The sequence below is a fragment of the Corynebacterium felinum genome, assembly GCF_030408755.1.
Taxonomy (GTDB): Bacteria; Actinomycetota; Actinomycetes; order Mycobacteriales; family Mycobacteriaceae; genus Corynebacterium; species Corynebacterium felinum.
This window is the reverse complement of sequence record NZ_CP047209.1, coordinates 227125-247299: the sequence shown is the minus strand read 5'-3', so window position 1 is coordinate 247299 and position 20175 is coordinate 227125. Positions and strand designations below refer to the sequence as shown.

The 20175-nt window shown below is 53.6% G+C and carries 20 protein-coding genes and 1 tRNA gene; 13 read left to right on the top strand and 8 right to left on the bottom strand.

Translation table 11 applies throughout. The annotated features are described in order from the left end of the window. Positions 1-72: 72 nt before the first annotated feature. The 5 genes from CFELI_RS01095 to lpdA form a co-directional block, all read right to left on the bottom strand. Positions 73-264, bottom strand: a complete 192-nt coding sequence (locus tag CFELI_RS01095; protein ID WP_277103163.1) for a hypothetical protein — start codon at positions 262-264, stop codon at positions 73-75. A gap of 72 nt (positions 265-336) precedes the next feature. Then, positions 337-1131, bottom strand: a complete 795-nt coding sequence (locus CFELI_RS01090; protein ID WP_290258955.1) for a transposase family protein — start codon at positions 1129-1131, stop codon at positions 337-339. A gap of 113 nt (positions 1132-1244) precedes the next feature. Then, the gene (locus CFELI_RS01085; RefSeq protein ID WP_277104845.1) at positions 1245-1700 is read right to left on the bottom strand and encodes a DUF6891 domain-containing protein; all 456 of its coding nucleotides are present in this window, start codon (positions 1698-1700) and stop codon (positions 1245-1247) included. A gap of 52 nt (positions 1701-1752) precedes the next feature. Next, positions 1753-2484: a DUF1707 SHOCT-like domain-containing protein gene (locus CFELI_RS01080; protein ID WP_277104844.1), complete on the bottom strand. Its 732-nt coding sequence runs from the start codon at positions 2482-2484 to the stop codon at positions 1753-1755. Positions 2485-2696: 212 nt separating this feature from the next. Then, on the bottom strand, positions 2697-4112 hold the full coding sequence (gene lpdA / locus CFELI_RS01075; protein ID WP_277104843.1) for a dihydrolipoyl dehydrogenase: 1416 nt from the start codon (positions 4110-4112) through the stop codon (positions 2697-2699). Between the two features lie 447 nt (positions 4113-4559). On the opposite strand from lpdA, the gene CFELI_RS01070 reads away from it, so the two are divergent. Genes CFELI_RS01070 through CFELI_RS01055 form a run of 4 tightly spaced genes read left to right on the top strand, consistent with a single transcriptional unit; the run spans position 4560 to position 10238 of the window. After that, the gene (locus CFELI_RS01070) at positions 4560-5624 is read left to right on the top strand and encodes an alpha/beta hydrolase (protein ID WP_277104842.1); all 1065 of its coding nucleotides are present in this window, start codon (positions 4560-4562) and stop codon (positions 5622-5624) included. Between the two features lie 32 nt (positions 5625-5656). Then, positions 5657-7639 carry a prolyl oligopeptidase family serine peptidase gene (locus tag CFELI_RS01065; RefSeq protein ID WP_277104841.1) on the top strand — a complete coding sequence of 661 codons (1983 nt, stop codon included), beginning with the start codon at positions 5657-5659 and terminating at the stop codon, positions 7637-7639. After that, positions 7636-9015 (top strand): M1 family metallopeptidase, encoded by a 1380-nt coding sequence (locus tag CFELI_RS01060; RefSeq protein WP_277104840.1) that lies wholly within the window; start codon positions 7636-7638, stop codon positions 9013-9015. The genes CFELI_RS01065 and CFELI_RS01060 overlap by 4 nt, the downstream gene beginning before the upstream one ends. Positions 9016-9041: 26 nt before the next feature. Further along, a complete protein-coding gene (locus CFELI_RS01055; protein WP_290259163.1) occupies positions 9042-10238 on the top strand; it encodes a polysaccharide biosynthesis protein in 1197 nt (398 codons plus the stop codon). Here the strand turns inward: CFELI_RS01055 and CFELI_RS01050 are convergent. After that, complete coding sequence (locus CFELI_RS01050; RefSeq protein ID WP_277104838.1) at positions 10216-10386, bottom strand: hypothetical protein; 171 nt, start codon at positions 10384-10386, stop codon at positions 10216-10218. The two genes, CFELI_RS01055 and CFELI_RS01050, sit on opposite strands and share 23 nt — an antisense overlap. Positions 10387-10390: 4 nt before the next feature. Between CFELI_RS01050 and rfbB the strand changes: the two genes are divergently transcribed. The 8 genes from rfbB (at position 10391) to CFELI_RS01010 (ending at position 18258) form a co-directional block, all read left to right on the top strand. Further along, on the top strand, positions 10391-11383 hold the full coding sequence (gene rfbB / locus CFELI_RS01045) for a dTDP-glucose 4,6-dehydratase (protein ID WP_374724754.1): 993 nt from the start codon (positions 10391-10393) through the stop codon (positions 11381-11383). After that, a complete protein-coding gene (rfbD, locus tag CFELI_RS01040; RefSeq protein ID WP_277104836.1) occupies positions 11383-12741 on the top strand; it encodes a dTDP-4-dehydrorhamnose reductase in 1359 nt (452 codons plus the stop codon). The genes rfbB and rfbD overlap by 1 nt, the downstream gene beginning before the upstream one ends. Beyond that, the gene (gene rfbA, locus CFELI_RS01035) at positions 12738-13598 is read left to right on the top strand and encodes a glucose-1-phosphate thymidylyltransferase RfbA (protein ID WP_277104835.1); all 861 of its coding nucleotides are present in this window, start codon (positions 12738-12740) and stop codon (positions 13596-13598) included. Before rfbD ends, rfbA begins: the two co-directional genes overlap by 4 nt. A 157-nt stretch (positions 13599-13755) precedes the next feature. Then, positions 13756-14457 (top strand): polyprenyl-phospho-N-acetylgalactosaminyl synthase PpgS, encoded by a 702-nt coding sequence (gene ppgS / locus CFELI_RS01030; protein ID WP_277104834.1) that lies wholly within the window; start codon positions 13756-13758, stop codon positions 14455-14457. Positions 14458-14459: 2 nt separating this feature from the next. Beyond that, positions 14460-14825, top strand: coding sequence for a DUF2304 domain-containing protein (locus CFELI_RS01025; protein ID WP_277104833.1), 366 nt, complete (start codon positions 14460-14462; stop codon positions 14823-14825). A gap of 35 nt (positions 14826-14860) precedes the next feature. Then, positions 14861-15721: a DsbA family protein gene (locus tag CFELI_RS01020; RefSeq protein ID WP_277104832.1), complete on the top strand. Its 861-nt coding sequence runs from the start codon at positions 14861-14863 to the stop codon at positions 15719-15721. Positions 15722-15723: 2 nt separating this feature from the next. Further along, positions 15724-16563 (top strand): cytochrome c biogenesis CcdA family protein, encoded by an 840-nt coding sequence (locus CFELI_RS01015; protein WP_277104831.1) that lies wholly within the window; start codon positions 15724-15726, stop codon positions 16561-16563. A 36-nt stretch (positions 16564-16599) separates the two neighbouring features. After that, a complete protein-coding gene (locus CFELI_RS01010; RefSeq protein ID WP_277104830.1) occupies positions 16600-18258 on the top strand; it encodes an AMP-binding protein in 1659 nt (552 codons plus the stop codon). On the opposite strand, the gene CFELI_RS01005 is transcribed toward CFELI_RS01010, so the two are convergent. Further along, positions 18255-19313 (bottom strand): MFS transporter, encoded by a 1059-nt coding sequence (locus CFELI_RS01005; RefSeq protein WP_277104829.1) that lies wholly within the window; start codon positions 19311-19313, stop codon positions 18255-18257. The two genes, CFELI_RS01010 and CFELI_RS01005, sit on opposite strands and share 4 nt — an antisense overlap. Positions 19314-19698: 385 nt before the next feature. Here CFELI_RS01005 and CFELI_RS01000 point away from each other — a divergent pair, with 385 nt between their 5' ends. After that, on the top strand, positions 19699-19842 hold the full coding sequence (locus tag CFELI_RS01000; RefSeq protein WP_277104828.1) for a hypothetical protein: 144 nt from the start codon (positions 19699-19701) through the stop codon (positions 19840-19842). Between the two features lie 173 nt (positions 19843-20015). On the opposite strand, the gene CFELI_RS00995 is transcribed toward CFELI_RS01000, so the two are convergent. Continuing rightward, positions 20016-20091: transfer RNA gene (locus CFELI_RS00995), tRNA-Thr, on the bottom strand. Positions 20092-20175 lie beyond the last annotated feature (84 nt).

Sequence of the window (20175 nt, the reverse complement as noted above, 5' to 3'; positions counted from 1 at the left end):
CCTTCATCTCTTGCGCCCACTTCCCTAGCACATCACTGCTCAACCAACGATGTGCAGGGGGAATGGGAAAACTCAGCGCACAGGCGCGAAGTAATCACAGTTTTTAATCAGCATCGCACCGGCTATTTCCCCATCCCATTCAAATTCAATATCGTGATCGGCAAAAACGGGCTGAAGATCATTTTCTACAAGCTCACGAACCATCATGCAGTGCTGTTTTTCTTTTTCCGACGAATCAAGAAATTCCCATTCTTGACGGCTCATTTTCGTCGTTTCGTTAGCTCCGTAGCACAGATAAGTCACCCCTGAATACACCAAAGATTCAGTGAGGTTTTCTCACCAGAGTATTTTGCGGGCTAGGTGTAGGACGACTAAAGCAGTTTTTGCGATGGCTGTAATGGTTTTAGGGCATAGTGTTACACGCCGTAGTGCTTTGAGTTGTTTGAGCATGGCGTTTGCTCGTTCTGATGGTGCTCGCAAACCGTTAAGACGACGGTTGTACTCGTATTCGTCATCTGCCAGATTCCTTCCTCTGATCGGTGTGTGTACGTTGTGACCTGCACCAATGTAGCCTTTGTCGGCAAGAACGCAAATATCAACAGTGCTTATTGCATCAAGAACATGCTCACGCGCTGCTGTGATGTCGTGGGTTGATCCAGGAGATACTGAGGATACCCATAGTGGGTACCCACTCTCGTCAGTGAGCACCTGTACATTGCCACCAAATGCCTTATGTTTTCCGGAATACCACAGATCGTGACGGTTTTTCGGGTTCTTTCTCGCTACGCGGTCTGTTCGGATGAGTGTTCCGTCAAGGCAGACGAAAAGATTATTGGCGTCCTTGGCATGGCGTAGTGCGTCGATGAGGGTGGGAGATTTGGCGGAAACAACCCTGAGTGCTTCATGGATGTAGCGGTAGCCTGTGGCTTGTGAAACACGAGCATCACGAGCAATAGTAGCGATACTTGTTGCTTCATAAAGCCAGCGTAGAAGCATAATTGCTTGCTCCCAACACGTTGTGGCACGTTGATGGGGGCGAAGGTCATGTCGACGGCGATGAGCTTGAAGCCAAGCGCTGATGGTACGTGCAGTGGAAATTGGGACGTCAAGTGTGGCAGAATAGCGAAGCACGCGGGAGTTCCTTTCAGTTTGATTTTCCTGTATCAAAAACCATTCTGAGTAAGAACCCCGCGTGCTTTCGTTACGACACACCCACAAAACCCCCAAAACCACAGGTCAGCGTTTCAAACGCATTTCCCCGGTGAGAAAACCTCAGTATCTTGTCGGTGGAAAAACACGTAGCCGCGCTTTTTCTCCTTGTACATCCGCGACCCCGCCTCATGGTGTCCACAGGTAGAACAACAGGTGAAATCCTGCAAAGCTAACAATCCCCGCTCCTGTAATTGCTCAAAGGCTGCTGTTAAGCGGCTATGAATCTCACCGAACTGGGCAAGAAGCTGCGCACGTGCCTGAAGTAAATGATTCACCACCGCATAAGCAGTGGCTTCATCACAGTCTTCGTCAGTTTCATCTTCCACGCATTCGCATAAGGTGTGAACAAGTTCATCCTCGGCACAGTCACCGCAGAGAATTAATGTCCACAAACTTTCGAGAATCTCGCCAGCGATTTCTTCGTCGATCGCTAGAAGGTTCTGGCACTTGTATGCAACCTCATGGGGGAGTTCTTCATTAAGATCCATGATCACGATGGTATCAACGACGCTACTGACGAGTCCGTACTTTTATCACCATTTAAGATTTTGTTGGCACTCGCTTAATAACCACGGAACCGAACAGGCACAAGCCTTCAATGCTGATTACTGGTGCACCGTGACTTAAGTCGGTGTGTTGGCTGTGTTTCCTCCGGTCTTTGCGCGACACTTCACCAAAGATTGCCTGCACATTATCTTCAACTTCACAATGCTCTGGCACGATGATCACCACCTCGCCAAAAATATTGTTCACCATCACTGTGGTGCGCATGGAGGTTACCTGAGCCTTTGTGAAGTCAAGCTTTGTCGAACCGAAAATACAGAGAGCAGTATGTTCGGGTGCGCACACCCACGAGCCGACCCGCTTGTTGCTGCTGAAAAAAGAAATGCTATTACCCACCCCACCGTGGGTGGCAGGCAGCAGGAAGTTTCGCTGTGACGCTACGCTATTCTCACTGCTGTAAGGGGTCATGTCCGCGCGGGGTAGCAGGTCTGCATTGTGAAGCTGCTCAGGCATGATGGGGCTATGAAAACGCGCCGTGACAGCGTCCCAGTACCCCGGCTCCTGCACATGCGGCATGGACGGCCCGAAATCGAGATCCGCAAGAAGAGGCTGCAGTTCGTCGCGATAAACCGCGTGCATCGCTTGATTGTTGCGGGTTGTGTATTCCATAAAATCCAACTGGCCGTCATCGAGGGCAAATTTCAGCGCATGGGCAACGCAGTTGCGGTGAAAACTACTCACGCGAATCTTCGGTTGCTGGGATTCCATTGTCTTTTCCTTAAAGTGGTTTTTTAGTCGTCGAATCCACTTTATAGTTTTTCTTTTTCCTTTTGCTCACGCTACCCCCTCTTTCAGATGCACGCTTTTCGACGTCGCCACGAAGCCAATCCCACGCCTTTACCTTTGCCCCCGCACAAGAAAACACCCAATACGCATGCCTCAAGGTGACAATCGTATTGGGTGCTTTGTCAAAGAAATTTTTACAGGTTGATCATATGGCCCATGATGCCTTCAGCAGCTTCCTTCATTGCCTCAGACAGGGTTGGGTGGGTGTGCACGTTGCGGCCGATTTCTTCACAGGTGAGATCGAAACGCTGTGCCAGAGTCAGCTGTGGCAACAGTTCGGACACGTTGGCACCGACCATGTGCGCACCAAGGAGCTCACCGAATTCTGCATCAGCAACAATCTTGACAAAACCTGCGGTCTCAGCCAAGCCTTGAGCCTTACCGTTTGCAGTGAATGGGAAGGAGGCAACCTTAATCTCGCGTCCTTCGAACTTCTGCTTTGCCTGCTCCTCGGTGTAACCGAAGGAAGCAACCTGTGGGTTACAGAAGGTTGCACGAGGCATCATCATGTAATCGCCCAGTTCCTGGGTTTCAGCACCAGCGATGGTTTCTGCAGCCACCACGCCCTGCGCTTCAGCCACGTGAGCAAGCTGCAGCTTAGCGGTCACATCGCCAATAGCGTAGATGCCCTCAACGTTGGTGCGCATGCGGTCATCGATAGCGATAGCGCCACGATCGGTCAGCTTCACACCAGTGTTCTCTAGGCCGTAGCCTTCGGTGCGAGGAGCAAAACCGATGGAAACCATAACACGGTCAGCCTTGAGGGTTTCAGACTTGGAACCGTCCTTGGACTCCACATCAACCTCAACGCCGTTAGCTCCACCAAGATCACGAATAGCGGTGGTCTTGTGGCCGGTGAGCAGCTTCACGCCGAGCTTCTTGTACTGCTTAGCGATTTCCTTGGATACGTCTGCGTCTTCGTTAGGCAGAACGCGATCCATAAACTCCACGATGGTGACCTTGACACCGTAATTTGCCAAAACATAGGCAAACTCCATGCCGATAGCACCTGCGCCCACAATCACCATGGACTCTGGTGCTTCAGGGTTGAGGATCTGCTCCTCGAAGGACACGACGTTACCGCCGATGGTCACGCCTGGAAGAGAGCGAACTACCGAACCGGTAGCAATGATGCAGTTGTCGAAGGTGATGGTCTTGCCAGCATCCTTACCCTCGGAAATCGTCAGAGTCTTTGCATCCTTAAAGGAGCCCAAACCGTCAATTTCGGTGATGCCGTTCTTCTTCATCAAGTAGTGCACACCCTTCACAATTCCCTCAGAAACCTTGCGGGAACGTGCGTGTGCAGCACCGAAGTCGAAAGAAACCTCGCCGGAAATGCCGAAGGTCTTCGCCTCGTGGTTGAAGATGTGAGCTACTTCTGCGTTTTTCAGCAGAGCCTTGGAAGGAATACAGCCCACGTTGAGGCAGACACCACCCCAGTACTGCTTTTCTACTACAGCAACTTTCTTACCAAGCTGAGCTGCACGGATAGCGGACACATAGCCACCTGGGCCAGCGCCGAGTACTACTACGTCATAATGTTCAGTCACGAGAACTAGAATACGGAAAAATGGAATAAATGTCGCCTTTTTGCCCAGATGCGACGAAACCCTCACCCACGTCCGAGCGCTTCGGCCGGTGCGGGTGAGGGAAAATGCATCCTAAGGTGTGCTTAGACCAAGCCCAAAGCGACAGCGAAGTTGCTCGATGCGGAAGATCCAAGATGGATGATGGCTCCGATCATTTCATTGAAACGAACAATGATCTGTTCAACAACATTAGTTACCATGGAAAACCTGTTCTTTCTGAAGGAATACGGGGTAATGATTACACAAATGATCTTCTTATTGTAGAGCGTTCTTTTTGTTCTTCTCGTTACAACTGAACATCACTCATTAAACTCTAGTAACATATCTTTTTTAAGCGCAGGGCTAACACCTGCGTTCATTACCGCGATGTAGTAGTGAAAACGCCCACATTTATTTTGAGGATCATTGATGAGAAGAACTCTACGACACGTGGCCGCTGTCGCGTGCGCCCTTTCAATCGTCGTTGCCGCCCCAGCTCAGTCCGCACCGGTGAGCCCAGCACAACTTGCTGGAAACGCCCCTGTTTCCCAGGTTAGTGTGGGGCCGAACCTTGCCGAGAACCCGAAGTGGCGTTCCAAAGTGGATGGCGATCGCGTTGTTGAAATGTGGGCCACGTCCCCTGCCATGGACAATCGTGCTATCCCACTGGTGGTCCTTAAGGCAGCGAATCCTCAGCGTCCTACCATTTACTTGCTCAATGGTGGCGATGGTGGTGAAGGCTTGGCCAACTGGTTGATGCAGACCGACGTGATTGATTTCTATAAGGATAAGGACGTCAACGTTGTTATCCCTATGTCGGGCCGCTTCTCGTACTACACCGACTGGGTTGAAGATATGCCCCAGCTTGGGGGTAAGCAGCGGTGGGAAACCTTCCTCACCCGTGAGCTGCCTGGCCCACTTGAAGGAATCCTGAAGGCAAACGGTAAGCGTGCGATTGCTGGTATGTCGATGTCGGCAACCTCCGCTGTCCTGTTAGCACAGCACAACCCCGGTTTCTACGACGGCGTGGGCGCGTTCTCCGGCTGCTACGCTTCCGCGAAGCCAATGCCCATGGCCTTCATCGGCCTTACCCTGCAGCGTGCGGATGCCAACCCCACCCAAATGTGGGGGCCATTGGGAAGCCCAACATGGCATTGGAATGATGCAGTCGCCCAAGCCGAGGGGCTGCGCAACACCCATGTGTATGTATCCAATGGTTCCGGCTTAGCAGGCGCATGGGATATGCCAAGTGGTCCACGTTTGCGCGAGCACCATCCATTCATCCAGTCCGTGGCCGCTACCACCACCATTGTGGAAGGTGGCGTCATTGAGGCTGCCACCAATGGTTGTACTCACGATCTGAAGGCAAAGATGGATAAGTTGGGAATCCCAGCTGATTGGAACCTTCGCCCCACCGGCACCCATTCTTGGGGTTACTGGCAGGATGATCTCCGCGGTTCGTGGGCAACCTTTGACCGCGCTTTCCATTCCTAGGATTATGCGGGGATTGTTGTAGTCTTCGATATATGTCTGCAGCGCAGTTTCTTTCTGATCCTTCCCCGCTTATCCCCATTGACTCCCCCGACGCTTTAGCGTGGGCGACGTCTTGGTCCGAGCACACAGCGGGCGGCGTCGATAAGCAGCTTGATGCCGAACTACTCGAAATCCTGAACAATGATGACAGGATCGCATACGTCGCCCGCGTTGGCGAGCACCTCTATAACTTTTGGCAAGACGGCGCTCATCCGCGCGGGTTATGGCGACGGACCACCTTAAGCAGCTATCGTGACAGTACCCCCGACTGGGAAATCCTGCTCGATATCGATGCATTAGCGCAGGCAGAGGGAGAAAACTGGGTCTGGCAAGGCGCGGTGATTCGGAAAGAAAACGATCGCGCCTTGATCAAACTCTCTCGTGGTGGCGCCGATGCCGCAACCATCCGCGAGTTCGACCTTGATAAAAAACAGCTGCTTGAGCAAGGTTTTTTCATCCCCGAAGCCAGATCCCAAGTCTCGTGGATCGACCACGACACGCTGATCGTCTGCACCGATTTCGGCCCCGGCACGCTCACCATTTCCGGATACCCCAAAAGTGCGCGGATCCTTAGGCGAAACCAGCAGCTTGCCGACGCCGACGAGCTGTTCAGCGGCAAAAGCGACGACCTGCTTGTGAGCGCGTGGGCAGAAACCGAACCCGGATTCGAACGCATCATTGTCCGCCGCATCCTCGATTTTTACACCTCCCGCACCTTCATCCACACCGATTCTGGGCTGCAAATCCTCGAACTTCCTGAAGACTGCGAGATAGCGCTGCGCCAAAACTGGCTGTTCGTTATGCCCCGCACCGACTACCGCACCATCCCCGCAGGTGGCCTCGGCGTGATCGCGCTCGATGCATTCCTTTGTGGCGAGCGCAACTTTCAACTTCTTTTCCGCCCCACACAGGCGCATAGTTTGCAAAATATCTCGTTTAGCAAAACTCACCTCTACACCATCACTCTTCACCACGTCGCTAGTCGCATCACAGCCTACGAGCTGGGCAGTTTCATCGCCCAACCGCTCGAACTTCCCGAGCTTGCAACAGCACGCATTGTTTCTGCCACCAACTATTCCGAGGAAGTATGGCTTGGCGCTTCCAGCTTCACCCAACCCGACACCCTCTACCGCTTCGACGGCCATACGCTCGAAGCGATCGCAACTGCGCCAGCTCTGTTTGATAGCGCCGGTATTCAGACCCGCCAGCACTTTGCCACCAGCGCAGACGGCACTGAAGTTCCGTACTTCATCACCGGCGATTTCTCCCGCACCGAGCCTCAGCCGACACTGGTGTACGCCTACGGTGGTTTCGAGGTGTCACTTCTTCCCTCCTACTCCGCGGTGCGCGGGCACGCATGGTTAAGTCGCGGCTATTTTTATGTTCAAGCCAATCTGCGTGGCGGGGGTGAATACGGACCGCACTGGCACCAGCAGGCAACGAAAACAAACCGTATGCGCGTGTTTGAAGATCACCAGGCGGTGCTCGATGACCTCGTTGCCCGCGGCTATTCCACCCCGGCGCGCACGTTTGTCCGCGGTGGGTCGAATGGTGGTTTGTTGTCGGCTACTGCTGTGACGATGTATCCGGAGAAGATTGGTGGGGCGATTGTTCAGGTGCCGTTGACTGATATGCTTCGTTACCATACGTGGTCGGCTGGGGCTTCGTGGATGGCGGAGTATGGTGATCCTGATATTGCCCACGAGCGGGCTGTGCTTGAGCAGTATTCGCCGTTGGCGCGGGTGGTCGATCATGCGGTTCGCCCGTATCCGCCGGCGTTGGTGACTACTTCGACGCGTGATGATCGGGTGCATCCGGCGCATGCGCGGTTGTTTGCGAATGCGTTGCTTGGGGCTGGCCAGCCGGTTGCTTATTATGAAAATTCTGAAGGTGGCCATGCTGGGGCTGCGAATAATAGGCAGACTGCTTTTATGGAAGCACTTATTTATAGTTGGATTGCGACACAATTATCATGAGTACTCACGCACTTCGTAGCACTCCGATCCCGGGGCTTGTCGACGCCTACACGGGCATTCCGTTTAATCTTGGTTTCCATATTCGCCATTACATGCTTGATGTGGACTATTCTGTTGGCCCGAATCGGTTGGGTGCGTCGGCTGAGATTCGCTGCGTGAATTATCGGCCGTTGTCTACGTTGACGTTGGATCTTGCCGATTCGATGTCGGTGCGTTCGGTCAAAGCTCATGCTAGTGGGGCTTGTGCGATCCGGGTGGCTAAGTTTAAGCACAGCAACCATAAGTTGCGTGTGAGTTTTGCTGAGGAGATTCCGGAGGATACGGAATTTTATTTAAGCATTCGGTATCAGGGTAATCCTTCTCCGATTTCGTCTCCGTGGGGGGCGATTGGGTGGGAGGAATTGAGTAATGGCAGTCTTGTTGCCAGCCAGCCCTGTGGTGCTCGTACGTGGTTTCCGTGTGATGATACTCCTGATGAGAAGGCTACTTACGATATTCGTATCACCACTGATGCACAGTACACGGCGGTTGCTACGGGTGTGTTGAAGTCTTATCAGCGCAAGGGTCGGCGGGGTGTGTGGCATTTTCATAGTGCTAGTCCGATGGCGAGTTATCTTGCGGCGATTCATGTGGGCGAGTACAAGCATGTTGTTCTTGATGGTGCCTCGGTGCCGATTCATGCGTATCTTCCTCCTTCGTGTGAGGCGGGTTTCCGTACGGAGTTTGCTGATCAGGCGGCGATGCTGAATCTGTATGAACGGTTGTTTGGGCCGTATCCTTTCCCCACGTATACGGTGGTGATTACTGAGGATGAGTTGGAAATCCCTTTGGAAGCTCAGGGTTTGTCTACTTTTGGTGCGAATCATGCGTGTGGGGATAAGAAGTATGAGCGGTTGATTGCTCATGAGCTTTCGCATCAGTGGTTTGGTAATTCGCTGGGGTTGGCCCAGTGGGATGATATTTGGCTCAATGAGGGTTTTGCTTGCTATTCGGAGTGGTTGTGGTTTGAACACTCGGCCGGTATCCCTGCTGAAACCAGTGCTTTTGAGCACTATCAGGGTTTGGTTGCGAAGCCGAAGGATCTTCTGCTTGCTAATCCAGGCCCGGTCGATATGTTTGATGATCGTGTGTACAAGCGCGGTGCGCTAACGGTGCATGCGTTGCGTTGTTTGCTGGGAGATGCTGCGTTTTTCCGGATGCTTCAGCGCTATGTTGCCTCTGGTCGGCATAGTGTTGTGGAACCGGTGGATGTGAAACGAGAGGTGCGCAGGGTGTGTGTGGAAGAAAACATTGACTGCGAGGAGTTTGAGGCGCTGTGGGCGTGTTGGGTTCAGCAGCGCGAATTACCGCCGTTTCCTCGCAGGAGTGATCGATGAAAACAAGCACGCATCATGTGCGTTCGATGACGATCGCAACTCTGATTGCTGGGATTTCAGGGTTTGTTGTCATCATTGTTGCTGCGCGGGCATTTGGTGACGATACTTCCAGTGCCACCGAATTTGCCGCCTATTGGGGGTTCTTTTTTGCCATCACGGGCATTCTGACTGGCTTATTACAAGAGACAACCCGCGCTGTTTCTGCTGGTCAACAAGCTGAGCAGGCTGATGTGCTCGCGGCGTCGCCATTAAAAGTGGGGCTGGGCATCGCAGCTGCCACGGTGCTTCTTGTTGGGTTGTCTGCCCCGTTATGGATTTCACGGCTTGTGTCCACCCACCCTGTTCTTGGCGCAGCACTTTTGGCTATTGGGCTTGGAAGTTATGCCATTCAGGCGACTGTGGGCGGGATTATTTCTGGTCTTCAGTTGTGGAATCGCTACGCTACGTTGATCATTATCGATACTGCCAGCCGCATGATTGTGGCGATTATTGCCTGGCTTTTAGGCGCGCATTTGGTGGCGTTTATGGTGATTACGGTTCTTGGCGCGTTGAGCTGGATTGTGATCGTAGCGCTGCATAAAGATGTGCGCGCATGCGGCACGGCTCGTGCGGATGTTGATGTGCGACAGTTTTTGGCAAAGTCAGGTTACGCGATGGCTGCCAGTGGCGCGACCGCCATTGTGATCACAGGGTTTCCCACGATAGTGCAGTTCGCGCACCCTGATGCGGCTTTGGGTGCTGCGATTGTTTATGCGGTGATCCTCACTCGCGCTCCCTTACTGCTGCCGCTTCAGCAGTTCCAGTCCTCGCTTATTGTGCGTTTCGTTGCGCACTCTCACCAGATTGTGCGCGCAGTGATCCAGCCGCTGGCCCTCGTGTGGGTTATTGGGTTGTGTGGTGCAGGTGCTGCCTGGCTTTGTGGTCCGTGGATTTTGGGCTTCGTGCTTCCCGCTGGCTTTATTGCCCCAGGTTCTGTGCTTGGTGTGCTTACTGTTGGGGCTGCGTGCACGGCATCGCTGATGATCACGGGAACTGCTGCTGTCGCTGTTGATCAGCATCGTCTGTATTTGTACGGGTGGATGGTTGCTACCTGTGTTGCAATCGGCATCATGTTCTTGCCCCTGTCGCTGTCGATGGCGAGCTGTCTTGCCCTTATCATCGGGCCTTTAACTGGGCTTTTAGTGCATGTGGGTGGTTTCATCAGTACACGTCGCACACGATAACGCCGCGCATGCGCAGCACGCGTGACGACGTCGACACGAGCATAAGCTGCCCAGCTACCAGCTGCGGCGCGCACAGCATGCTCGCCAACAACGCCACGGCACGAAAAATCTTTTGACTAAGCCACAAGACTGTAAGCTTTGGAGACATGAAGATGCTTGTCACCGGTGGCGCAGGATTTATTGGCGCCAATTTCGTTCGCCGCACCTTAGCCACCCGCACTGACTACGACATAACCGTACTCGACAAGCTCACCTACGCAGGCAACCTCAACAACCTCTCGGGCCTTAACATTAACTTCGTCCACGGCGACATCACCGATCGTGTACTCGTTGACTCGCTGCTCAAAGAGCACGAAATAGTCGTCCACTTCGCCGCCGAATCGCACAACGACAACTCCCTTCACGACCCCTCCCCCTTCATCCACTCCAACCTCGTAGGCACCTACACCCTCTTAGAATCCGTACGCGCCCACGGCAACCGCTTCCACCACATCTCCACCGACGAAGTCTTCGGCGACCTCGCACTCGACGACCCCAACCGCTTCACCGAAACCACCCCCTACAATCCCTCCTCCCCCTACTCCGCCACCAAAGCCGGATCAGACCACCTCGTGCGCGCCTGGATCCGCAGCTTCAACATCGCCGCAACCATCTCCAACTGCTCCAACAACTACGGCCCCTACCAACACATCGAAAAATTCATCCCTCGGCAAATCACCAACATCCTCACTCACCGCCCCGCCAAACTCTACGGAACCGGTGAACAAGTCCGCGACTGGATTCACGTCGACGACCACAACGACGCAGTCCTACTCATCCTCGACAAAGGAACCATCGGCGAGACCTACATCATCGGCGCCGACAACGACCACATCAACAACAAACAAGTCATCGAAATGATCTGCGAACTCATGGGAGAAGGCCACTACGAACACGTCGCCGACCGACCAGGCCACGACATGCGCTACGCCATGGACTCAACCAAAATCCGGCGCGAACTCGGCTGGACACCCCAATTCACCAACACCGCCGATCGCATGCGCGAAGGCCTATCAGCCACCATCGACTGGTACCGCAGCAACGTCGACTGGTGGAAAGACGCCAAAGCCGACGTCGAAAAGCACTACGAAGCACAAGGACAGTAATGCACCTTCAACCAACCCCCATCGCAGGACTTTTCCTCATCCACCTCGACCTACACGGCGACTCCCGCGGCTTTTTCAAAGAAAACTGGCAAAAAGAAAAATTTGCCGCCCTAGCAGGCGCATCAAGGCAGCTGAAAGACTTCACCCCCGTACAAAACAACATCTCCTTCAACGCCTCAGCCGGCGTCACCCGCGGAATGCACGCCGAACCCTGGGACAAACTCATAAGCGTCGCACACGGTGAAGCCTTCGGCGCATGGATCGACATGCGCGCCGACTCCCCCACCTACCGCAGCACATTCAGCGCACCCATCACCCCAGACACCGCCGTATTCGTCCCCCGCGGAGTAGCCAACGGATTCCAAGCACAAACAGAATGCACCTACTGCTACCTCGTGAACGATCACTGGTCAGCCACCGCCGACTACACCTTCTGCAACCTCAACGAAATCGACTGGCCACTAACCCCCACCGAAATCTCCGCCGCCGACCGCACACACCCCTCGCTTGCCGAAGCACAACCCTTCAACGCACAAAAAATCCTCATCCTCGGTGGCAACGGGCAACTAGGCACGGCACTACGCGCAGTATTCCCCGAAGCCGATAGCCTCACACGCGCCGAACTCGACATCACTGCGCCACTGAGCACACAACGCGACTGGAACAACTACCACACCATCATCAACGCCGCCGCCTACACGAAAGTCGACGACGCCGAAACCCACGCTCACGAGGCCTGGGCTACCAACGCACAAGCGGTCGCTAACCTCGCCGAAATCTGCCGTGACCACAACATCACACTCGTGCATTTCTCCACCGACTACGTCTTCGACGGCACCAGCCCCACACCCTACATCGAAACCGATACCCCCTGCCCCATCAACGTCTACGGAAACTCCAAAGCAGCAGGTGAACTCGCCGCCCGCAGCGCAAGCAAACACTTCATTATCCGCACCAGCTGGGTGGTTGGCGCGGGCAAAAACTTTGTCTCCACCATGAAACACCTCGCCGAAAACGGCGCGCACCCCACAGTAGTTTCCGACCAAATTGGACGCCTCACCTTCGCCGACGATCTCGCCACCGCCATCCCGCTCCTGCTTGAACGCGGCGATTACGGCACCTACCACTTCAGCAGCGCTGGCCCCGCATCAAGCTGGTTCGACATCGCCCAAGAAGTATGGACCCTACTGGGATACGATCCCAGCCACGTATCAGCCTGCACAACCGAAGACTACGCAGCTCAAGCACCACGGCCTCGCATGAGTATGCTTGCACTCAATAAGATTGAATCGCTTGGCATCATGCCAGGCGATTGGCGTGAACTGCTCAAAGAAAAACTAACAAGGGGCGAATTGTGAAAGGTATTATCCTCGCGGGCGGATCCGGAACCCGGCTCTACCCAGTCACGCAAGGCATTTCCAAACAACTCATGCCCATCTACGACAAACCCATGATCTTCTACCCCCTGTCCACCTTAATCCAGGCAGGGATCACAGAAATCCTCATCATCACCACTCCTGAAGACTCCCAAAACTTCACACGTCTGCTCGGTGATGGTGCACACCTCGGAATCTCCCTCAGCTACGCGGTCCAAGACCAACCCCTTGGCTTAGCACACGCCTTTATCATCGGCGCAGATTTCGTCGGCGACGACTCCGTAGCCTTAGTACTGGGGGACAATATCTTCCACGGCATCACATTCGATGAACTCGACGACGTCGACGGCGGACTCGTGTTCGCCTACGAAGTCAGCGATCCGCAACGCTACGGTGTGGTCGAATTCGACGCTTCAGGCCACGCATTATCCATCGAAGAAAAACCAACCCACCCGCTCTCGTCTTACGCAGTCGTTGGCCTGTATTTCTACGACAACACCGTGCTCGACATCGCCCAAAACATCTCCCCCTCCCAGCGTGGCGAACTAGAAATCACCGCAATCAACGAAGAATACCTGCGACGCGGAAAACTCCAGGTACGCAAACTCAGCCCCGGCAACGTGTGGCTCGACACCGGCACTTTTGATTCCATGAGCGAAGCCGCCGCCTACGTGGAAGTGCTTCAAAAACGCACCGGCCAAGTCATCGGCTCACCAGAAGTCGCTGCCTTTGAACACGGACTCATTTCTGCAGCACAGCTTTCACAGCTGGCACAGCCCTACATGAAATCGGGATACGGGGTTTTGCTCGAAAAAGTAGCAGCTGGCGACAAAGACTAGCCCCACATCTTCCGTTCCCCTACCCCCCCTCGTGGCACTAGCATGACCAGACCAAAGCTCCACTTGAGCCCCAGCAGCACCTTTGTGCCCCACAAGTTACAGCGCCTGCGCCAAGGGTTTACGGGTTTTGCATGCAACCGGTAGCATAAGGAGCATTATGCACTCCCCCGCCGACTTCACCGACACCTGGTTGATTATTCCTTGTTACAACGAGGGCCAAGTAATCCGCAGCGTTATTGAGAACGCCAAGAAAACTTTCCCCAACATCGTTGCAGTTAATGATGGGTCTTCGGACAATTCCGACATCGCGATCCACCAAGCAGGCGCCCACCTTGTCAATCACCCTGTCAATCTCGGCCAAGGGGCTGCAATTCAAACCGGCGTCGAATACGCGCGCGCTCAAGCTGGGGCACGCTACTTCGTCACCTTCGACGCCGACGGGCAGCACCAGGTCAAAGATGTGGTTGCTATGCTCGAAAAGCTCAAAGCCGGCGACTTCGACATTGTCGTGGGCACCCGCTTTGCGGGGCCGAAAAAAGACGACGACCAAGTGCCTTTGATCAAACGCATCGTGCTCAAAACCGTGGTCATGCTCAGCCCCACCACCCGTAAGCTGGGGCTTTCCGACGCCCACAATGGTCTGCGCGTATTCAACCAAACGGTAGCCCACGAGATGAATCTGCGGATGAACGGGATGTCCCATGCCTCAGAAATCGTCGGACTCATCGCGGAGAAGGGATGGAAGGTTGCCGAAGCCCCAGTCGATATCCTCTACACCGAATACTCCATGAGTAAGGGCCAATCCTTAATTAACGGAGTCAATATCCTAGCCGACGGCCTACTTGCGAGAAGGATCTAATCATGGTTAACACTGTAGTTCAGCTACTATTGCTCATCCTGACCGCATTTTTGGTCTTCTACTTCCTCAACAACCGCCGGAAAGCGCGGGCAAAAGCAGGAGTGAAAATTGGCTTTTTACTCCTTGTCATCAGCGCAATTTGGGCTGTACTACGCCCCGATGATGTTACGGTAATAGCCAATTGGCTGGGCGTTGACCGCGGCACCGACCTGATGCTTTACGTGCTGATTATGGCTTTTGGATTTACCACCATGTCCACGTGGATTCGATTCCGTGAACAAGAACTGCGTTATGCCCGTTTAGCACGCGCTATTGCACTGCAAAATGCTGTGCGCCCTGAAGAATCCTACAAAGAATTCCAGTCCTAAAAATCTTTTTGCTCAAGGAAACCGACAACTCACTTATGTCTAACAACCAATTCACCCGCATTTCCCCTGCTATTTGGGCTTTGTTTGCTGTTCTCATTGCCATTGCAGGCCTAGGCGGCTACGCACTTGGCCACACGAACGGAATCCGCAGCGTTTCCACTGCCGCTCCCGCGCAACCCGCAGATACCCCAAAGGGAGCACAGGCTGCTCCCACCACCATTGAGGGTGAACCAGCCCCTGCAGGCAAAGGTTCCATTGATCCAGTCACTGATCCTTCCACGCTAGATGCGTTTATTTTTGGCCCGGGTGGTGAGGTGAAGTCGCAGGATCAGATCCTGAATGTGCACCGTCGCAATGCCCAGGATCCTTTCGCTATTGGTGCTCTGGATGCCCCTGTGGTCATTAGCGAATTTTCCGATTTCGAATGCCCATTCTGTGCTCGCCACGCGAATGAGACTGATCCTTTGATTATCAAGAACTTTGTGGAAACTGGCCTTGTACGCATCGAATGGAACGATCTTCCTGTCAACGGCGAATACGCTGTTGGTGCTGCAAAGGCTGGCCGTGCAGCGGCAGCTCAGGGCAAATTCCATGAATTCAAACACGCACTGTATGCCCGCTCGAAGACGATCAGTGGCCACCCACACAACGATATTGACACCTTAGTTGATATTGCGAAGGAAGCAGGCGTTCCTGATCTAGAGAAATTCCGCACCCAAGCAACCGATTCCACTTTTGATGAGGTTATCAACAACGCTCGTAATTACGCCGCCTCCCTCGGGGTTACCGGCACCCCTGGTTTCTTGGTAGGCGAGCAGTTTGTATCTGGTGCTCAGCCTTATGCTGTGTTTGAGCAGGCGATCAACAACGAGCTGGTCAAGGCTAATAAGAAATAGTGGTGGATATTGGGATCCTCGGCGCATTTCTTGGTGGAGTTTTAGCGCTTTTAAGCCCCTGCTCAGCACTGTTGTTGCCAGCATTTTTCGCCTACGCCTTTGACTCCACAACCAAGCTTATTGCCCGCACTGGGGTATTTTTCCTGGGTCTTGCCGCAATCCTGGTTCCCATCGGCATGGGTGCCGGAAGCATCGGCGGGTACTTCAATGCGCACCGCGATACGTTAATCACCGTTGGCGGTGGTGTGATTATTGTGATGGGTTTCATCACATTTTTCGGTGGCGGTTTCTCTCTCGGCCCGACCGCTCGCATGAAGGGACAGTCCTATCTTTCGACGTTCTTCTTAGGCGCACTCTATGGCTTTTCCGGTTTTTGCGCTGGCCCTTTGCTGGGTGCTGTTTTAACCACTGCGATTGTTGGTGGTAGCTCAAGCTATGGTGCTTTTATTTTGGGAATGTACGCCCTAGGCATGACTGTTCCGTTGTTTGTTTTGGCAGCGGTGTGGGATAAGTGGAATATTAGTCAGCGAAAGTTCCTGCGTGGCGTTGCGCTTCAGCTAGGCCCACTGAGGTTGAACAGCACGTCAATGATTTCTGGCGCGTTGCTTATTATTGTCGGTGGAGTTTTTCTTTTCTCCCACGGCACTTCGGGCATTCCAGGGCTTTTAAGCATTGACACGCAGGCACACATTCAAGAATGGGTTGTTCGGTATGTAGGCCCCCTGTCTGATGTGCTCACCCTTTTAGGGTTGGCGGTTATCTGCGCTGTCTTTTTGATTGTGCATATCCTGCGTAACCCTTCTCCTGCGGATGCCGATAAAGAGTGTGACCGTCTTCGTTAACCTTGGTGAACTTCACCATCCCACAAAGAGAAAAGTATGAGTAAGAACCTTCGAAGCAGCATTTTTTCCACCGCCCAACAAGTAAAAGAACTTGTGCCATCCCTGTTTCGCTCAGGGTTGCTGTCGAATGAGGGTGGGGCTAAAGCTGGGCTGATGTTGTTGCCAGTTCAGGCGCGTTACCGTTTTTCTACCGCGCGCGAAGTAGAACAAGGATATTTTGCGTGCCCTGAGCGCATTGCGCTTATCGACGATGATGGACAATTGACCTACCGGCAGCTTCGCAATAACTCGCGGACTGTCGCGAGTTATTTGAACCAGCTGAAATCACGCATTGGCGCCGAGGAGATTCACCTTGGTGTGATGGCACGTAACGGTCGCGGAATTATTGTGCCTATTGCCGCCAAAGGTTTCGCGGGCGGGCACGTGTATTTGCTCAACATTGGTTCGTCGACTGAGCAACTTGTTGGTTGTATTAAGCGCGATGGAATCAACATGTTGGTTATTGATGAGGAGTTTGTTCCTCGTCTTCCAGACGATCTCGATATCCCTGTGATTATTGCGCATCGCGACAACAAGGAGCACACAATTGGTGGCTACACCAGCCTTGACGAGATTATTGCAACCCACACCCCCGAGCCTCTCGCATTGTTCCCGAAGCACGGAAACATTGTGGTGATGAGCTCTGGCACCACTGGGGTACCTAAGGGCGTGGTGCGTCATGAACCGGTGTTGCCTACTGTGTTGGCGTCGATCTTGAATAAAGTTCCGTGGCGGGCGAATATGACGGTGCAGATGACCGCATCGATGTTCCATGCGTGGGGCTGGGCCTGCTTCAACATTGCCCTTGGTATGCGTGGCACGATTGTGACTCGCCGTATCTTTAATCCTTCACATGTGCTTGAAGATATTGAGACGTACCGGTGCGATGCGATGATATCGTCGCCGATTTTCCTCAAGCAGCTTACGGTTGTGGAAGGCGGGGAAAAAATTGATTGCTCCTCGCTGAAGTTCATTTTTTCCTCCGGTAATGCGCTCTCACCATGGTTGGTGGAAGAGGTTCACGAGCGTTTTGGAAAGATTCTGTGCAACTTGTACGGTTCCACGGAGATTTCTGCTGCCGCCATCGCTTCGATTGAGGAGATCAACGCGCACCCCACCACTGCCGGCACTGTGTGCACCGGTACCGATATGGTGATTTTGGACGAGGATGACAAGCCCTGCCCAGTGGGGACCCCTGGCCGGATTTTCTGTTGGAATAGTGTGACCTTAAACGGCTATACAGATCCGAAGATCCCGCTGAGCACTTTCGAGCACATGGTCCAGATCGGCGACCGTGGTTACCTCGATGAGAATGGGTTATTGTTTGTGCTTGGTCGCGCCGATGACATGATCATCGTCGGTGGTGAGAATGTGTACCCACGCTCTGTTGAGGAAGTCCTCGAGTCCATGCCAGGTGTCGCCGACTTATATGCTGCCGGCGTCAGTGATGAGCACTGGTTCAAGCGTGTTGCTGTGTGGGTAGTCCGCAGTGACGACGCTGAAGGGGCAGCTTTGACTGAAGATTCTGTGCGGGACTGGGTTGCCGCGAAACTTGCTGAACATTCCGTTCCCCGCGATGTTTATTTCGTTGATTGTTTGCCACGCAACGCCACGGGCAAGGTAATCCCCGCCAAACTGGTTCCGGCGGTGTCCTAGTAGCGCTTAGCGGTGACGCTGACAAGCCCTAGTGTGGCTAACGCAACGCAGGCGCCGAAACCTAGCATCACTGGGTAGGAGAATACGCTGCTGAGTTTGGTCAGCAGTGCTGGGAACAGCATGCCAACGTAGGTGAGGCAGTAAAAAAGACCTACCAGCCCCGCCATATCGGCGGGGCGTGCTATTTTCTGCGACTCCGCCAACCCAACATAGGCACACAAACCATAGGCAAAGCCAAGTGCAACGCAGCACAGCACAGTCAGAATTATTGAAGGGTATATGACAACCGTCATTGCCAACCCCATGCCCACGACCGCTGAACTCATCGCTGCGATAGGGCCTCGACGTCGTGACGCTGCTGCAATTGTCGGGCCGAATTGCTGAATACCAAAACCCGAACCCAACGTCACAAGCGCAATGAGCGCTGTAAAAGCCACCGGATATGAAGTCAGGTGCGCCACATGGGGTGGGATGATCGCATAGGCGGTAAAACCTGCACCGAACACCCACGGCGCCATAGGCACGACAACGCCATAAAAGCGTGGGTTCTTCATCGAAGGAATGGACAGGTCTTTTTTCACGCCACCCTTTTCATGCCGGTGACTAGACACACGCGTTTCTGGCAGCGCAAGCATAAAAGGAGTGATCAGCAGCGACAACACAATGTGGAGAAGATACGGCAACTGTCCCTCAAACGGCAAAAACTGCGCAGTGAAACCAGCAGCGGCAGGGCCTAGAGCAAAACCTACCGTCAATGCCATCGCGGCGCGTTTAGCCCCCGATGTTGCCACCGCAAAAGGATCATAGGGAGCGGTAGAAAGCTCCTTAATCCATGCCCCACCGGCAGTCATTGCAATACCCACTGCCAACCCAGAACACAGGCGCCCTGTTGTCATCAATGTTGACGAGTGCTGCCCAAAGGCAATAAGCAGCGATGCACAGGCGGCAAAGAAAGGCGTGGGCAACAAGACAGTCTTTCGACCATAACGGTCAGAAGCAGGGCCGGCAAGCAGCAAACCAATAGCCACGCCAACCGCATATGCCACGAGCATCATGTCAATGAAAAAGCACTGAAAAAATGCTCAGCACGATACACGATCAGAATTGGGGTGTAGTGATTTCCGCCCCACGCCACTGTGAATACGGCGAGCGCTACCCAAATCCATGCGCGTTTCTGTTTGCAATCTTCAGCCATGGCGGACATGCTACGCCAAAACAAAGAATAAGTTAAGAAATTAATGAGCAAGGTTGGTGTCGCGAAACCCTCCTCCTACCCCCGAAGCAGCCTCCCCTTACTTTCTTGCTTCTCGCCTGCAACAAATCCAAATCTTTCGGTGGTATAAGTATAAAGAATGGGAGCACGCTTACATGCTATACCCCCGCTACGTTCATGCGTCCCCCTCTCCTATGCTCTGTTTTCTCATTTTTCTCAGGAATATCATGAATACCTCTGCTGTAAAGGACGCAACCATTTTTGCCCTAGCCACAACAGTGGCTCACCTACTCAACGCGAGCCTGTGGGTCGTAGTAATCGGTGGCGTGTGCACAATTTCTGCTCTCATCCGGGCCAAACTTTTCGCCTAACCCCGCCCCTCAAAAGCCCCTGCTATACCGGACACAGCCATGTACTGTTTTCCGTTTTTGTTCCGTCCCCGTTCACTGTGAGAAGCAATCACCTGCACCAACTAGCAACAACTCGGAAATGTTAGGAATGAAGAAAATCACCTGCTAAAAGTGGGTTTTAGCAGGTGATTTGTTGGAGCCGCCTAGGGGAATCGAACCCCTGACCTTTTCATTACGAGTGAAGCGCTCTACCGACTGAGCTAAGGCGGCGTCATGGATGTTGTACTAACTCCACGCGGTGATTCTACAGCACCAACTATCCCTACAGGCAAATCGAGGCACACATGCAGGGGC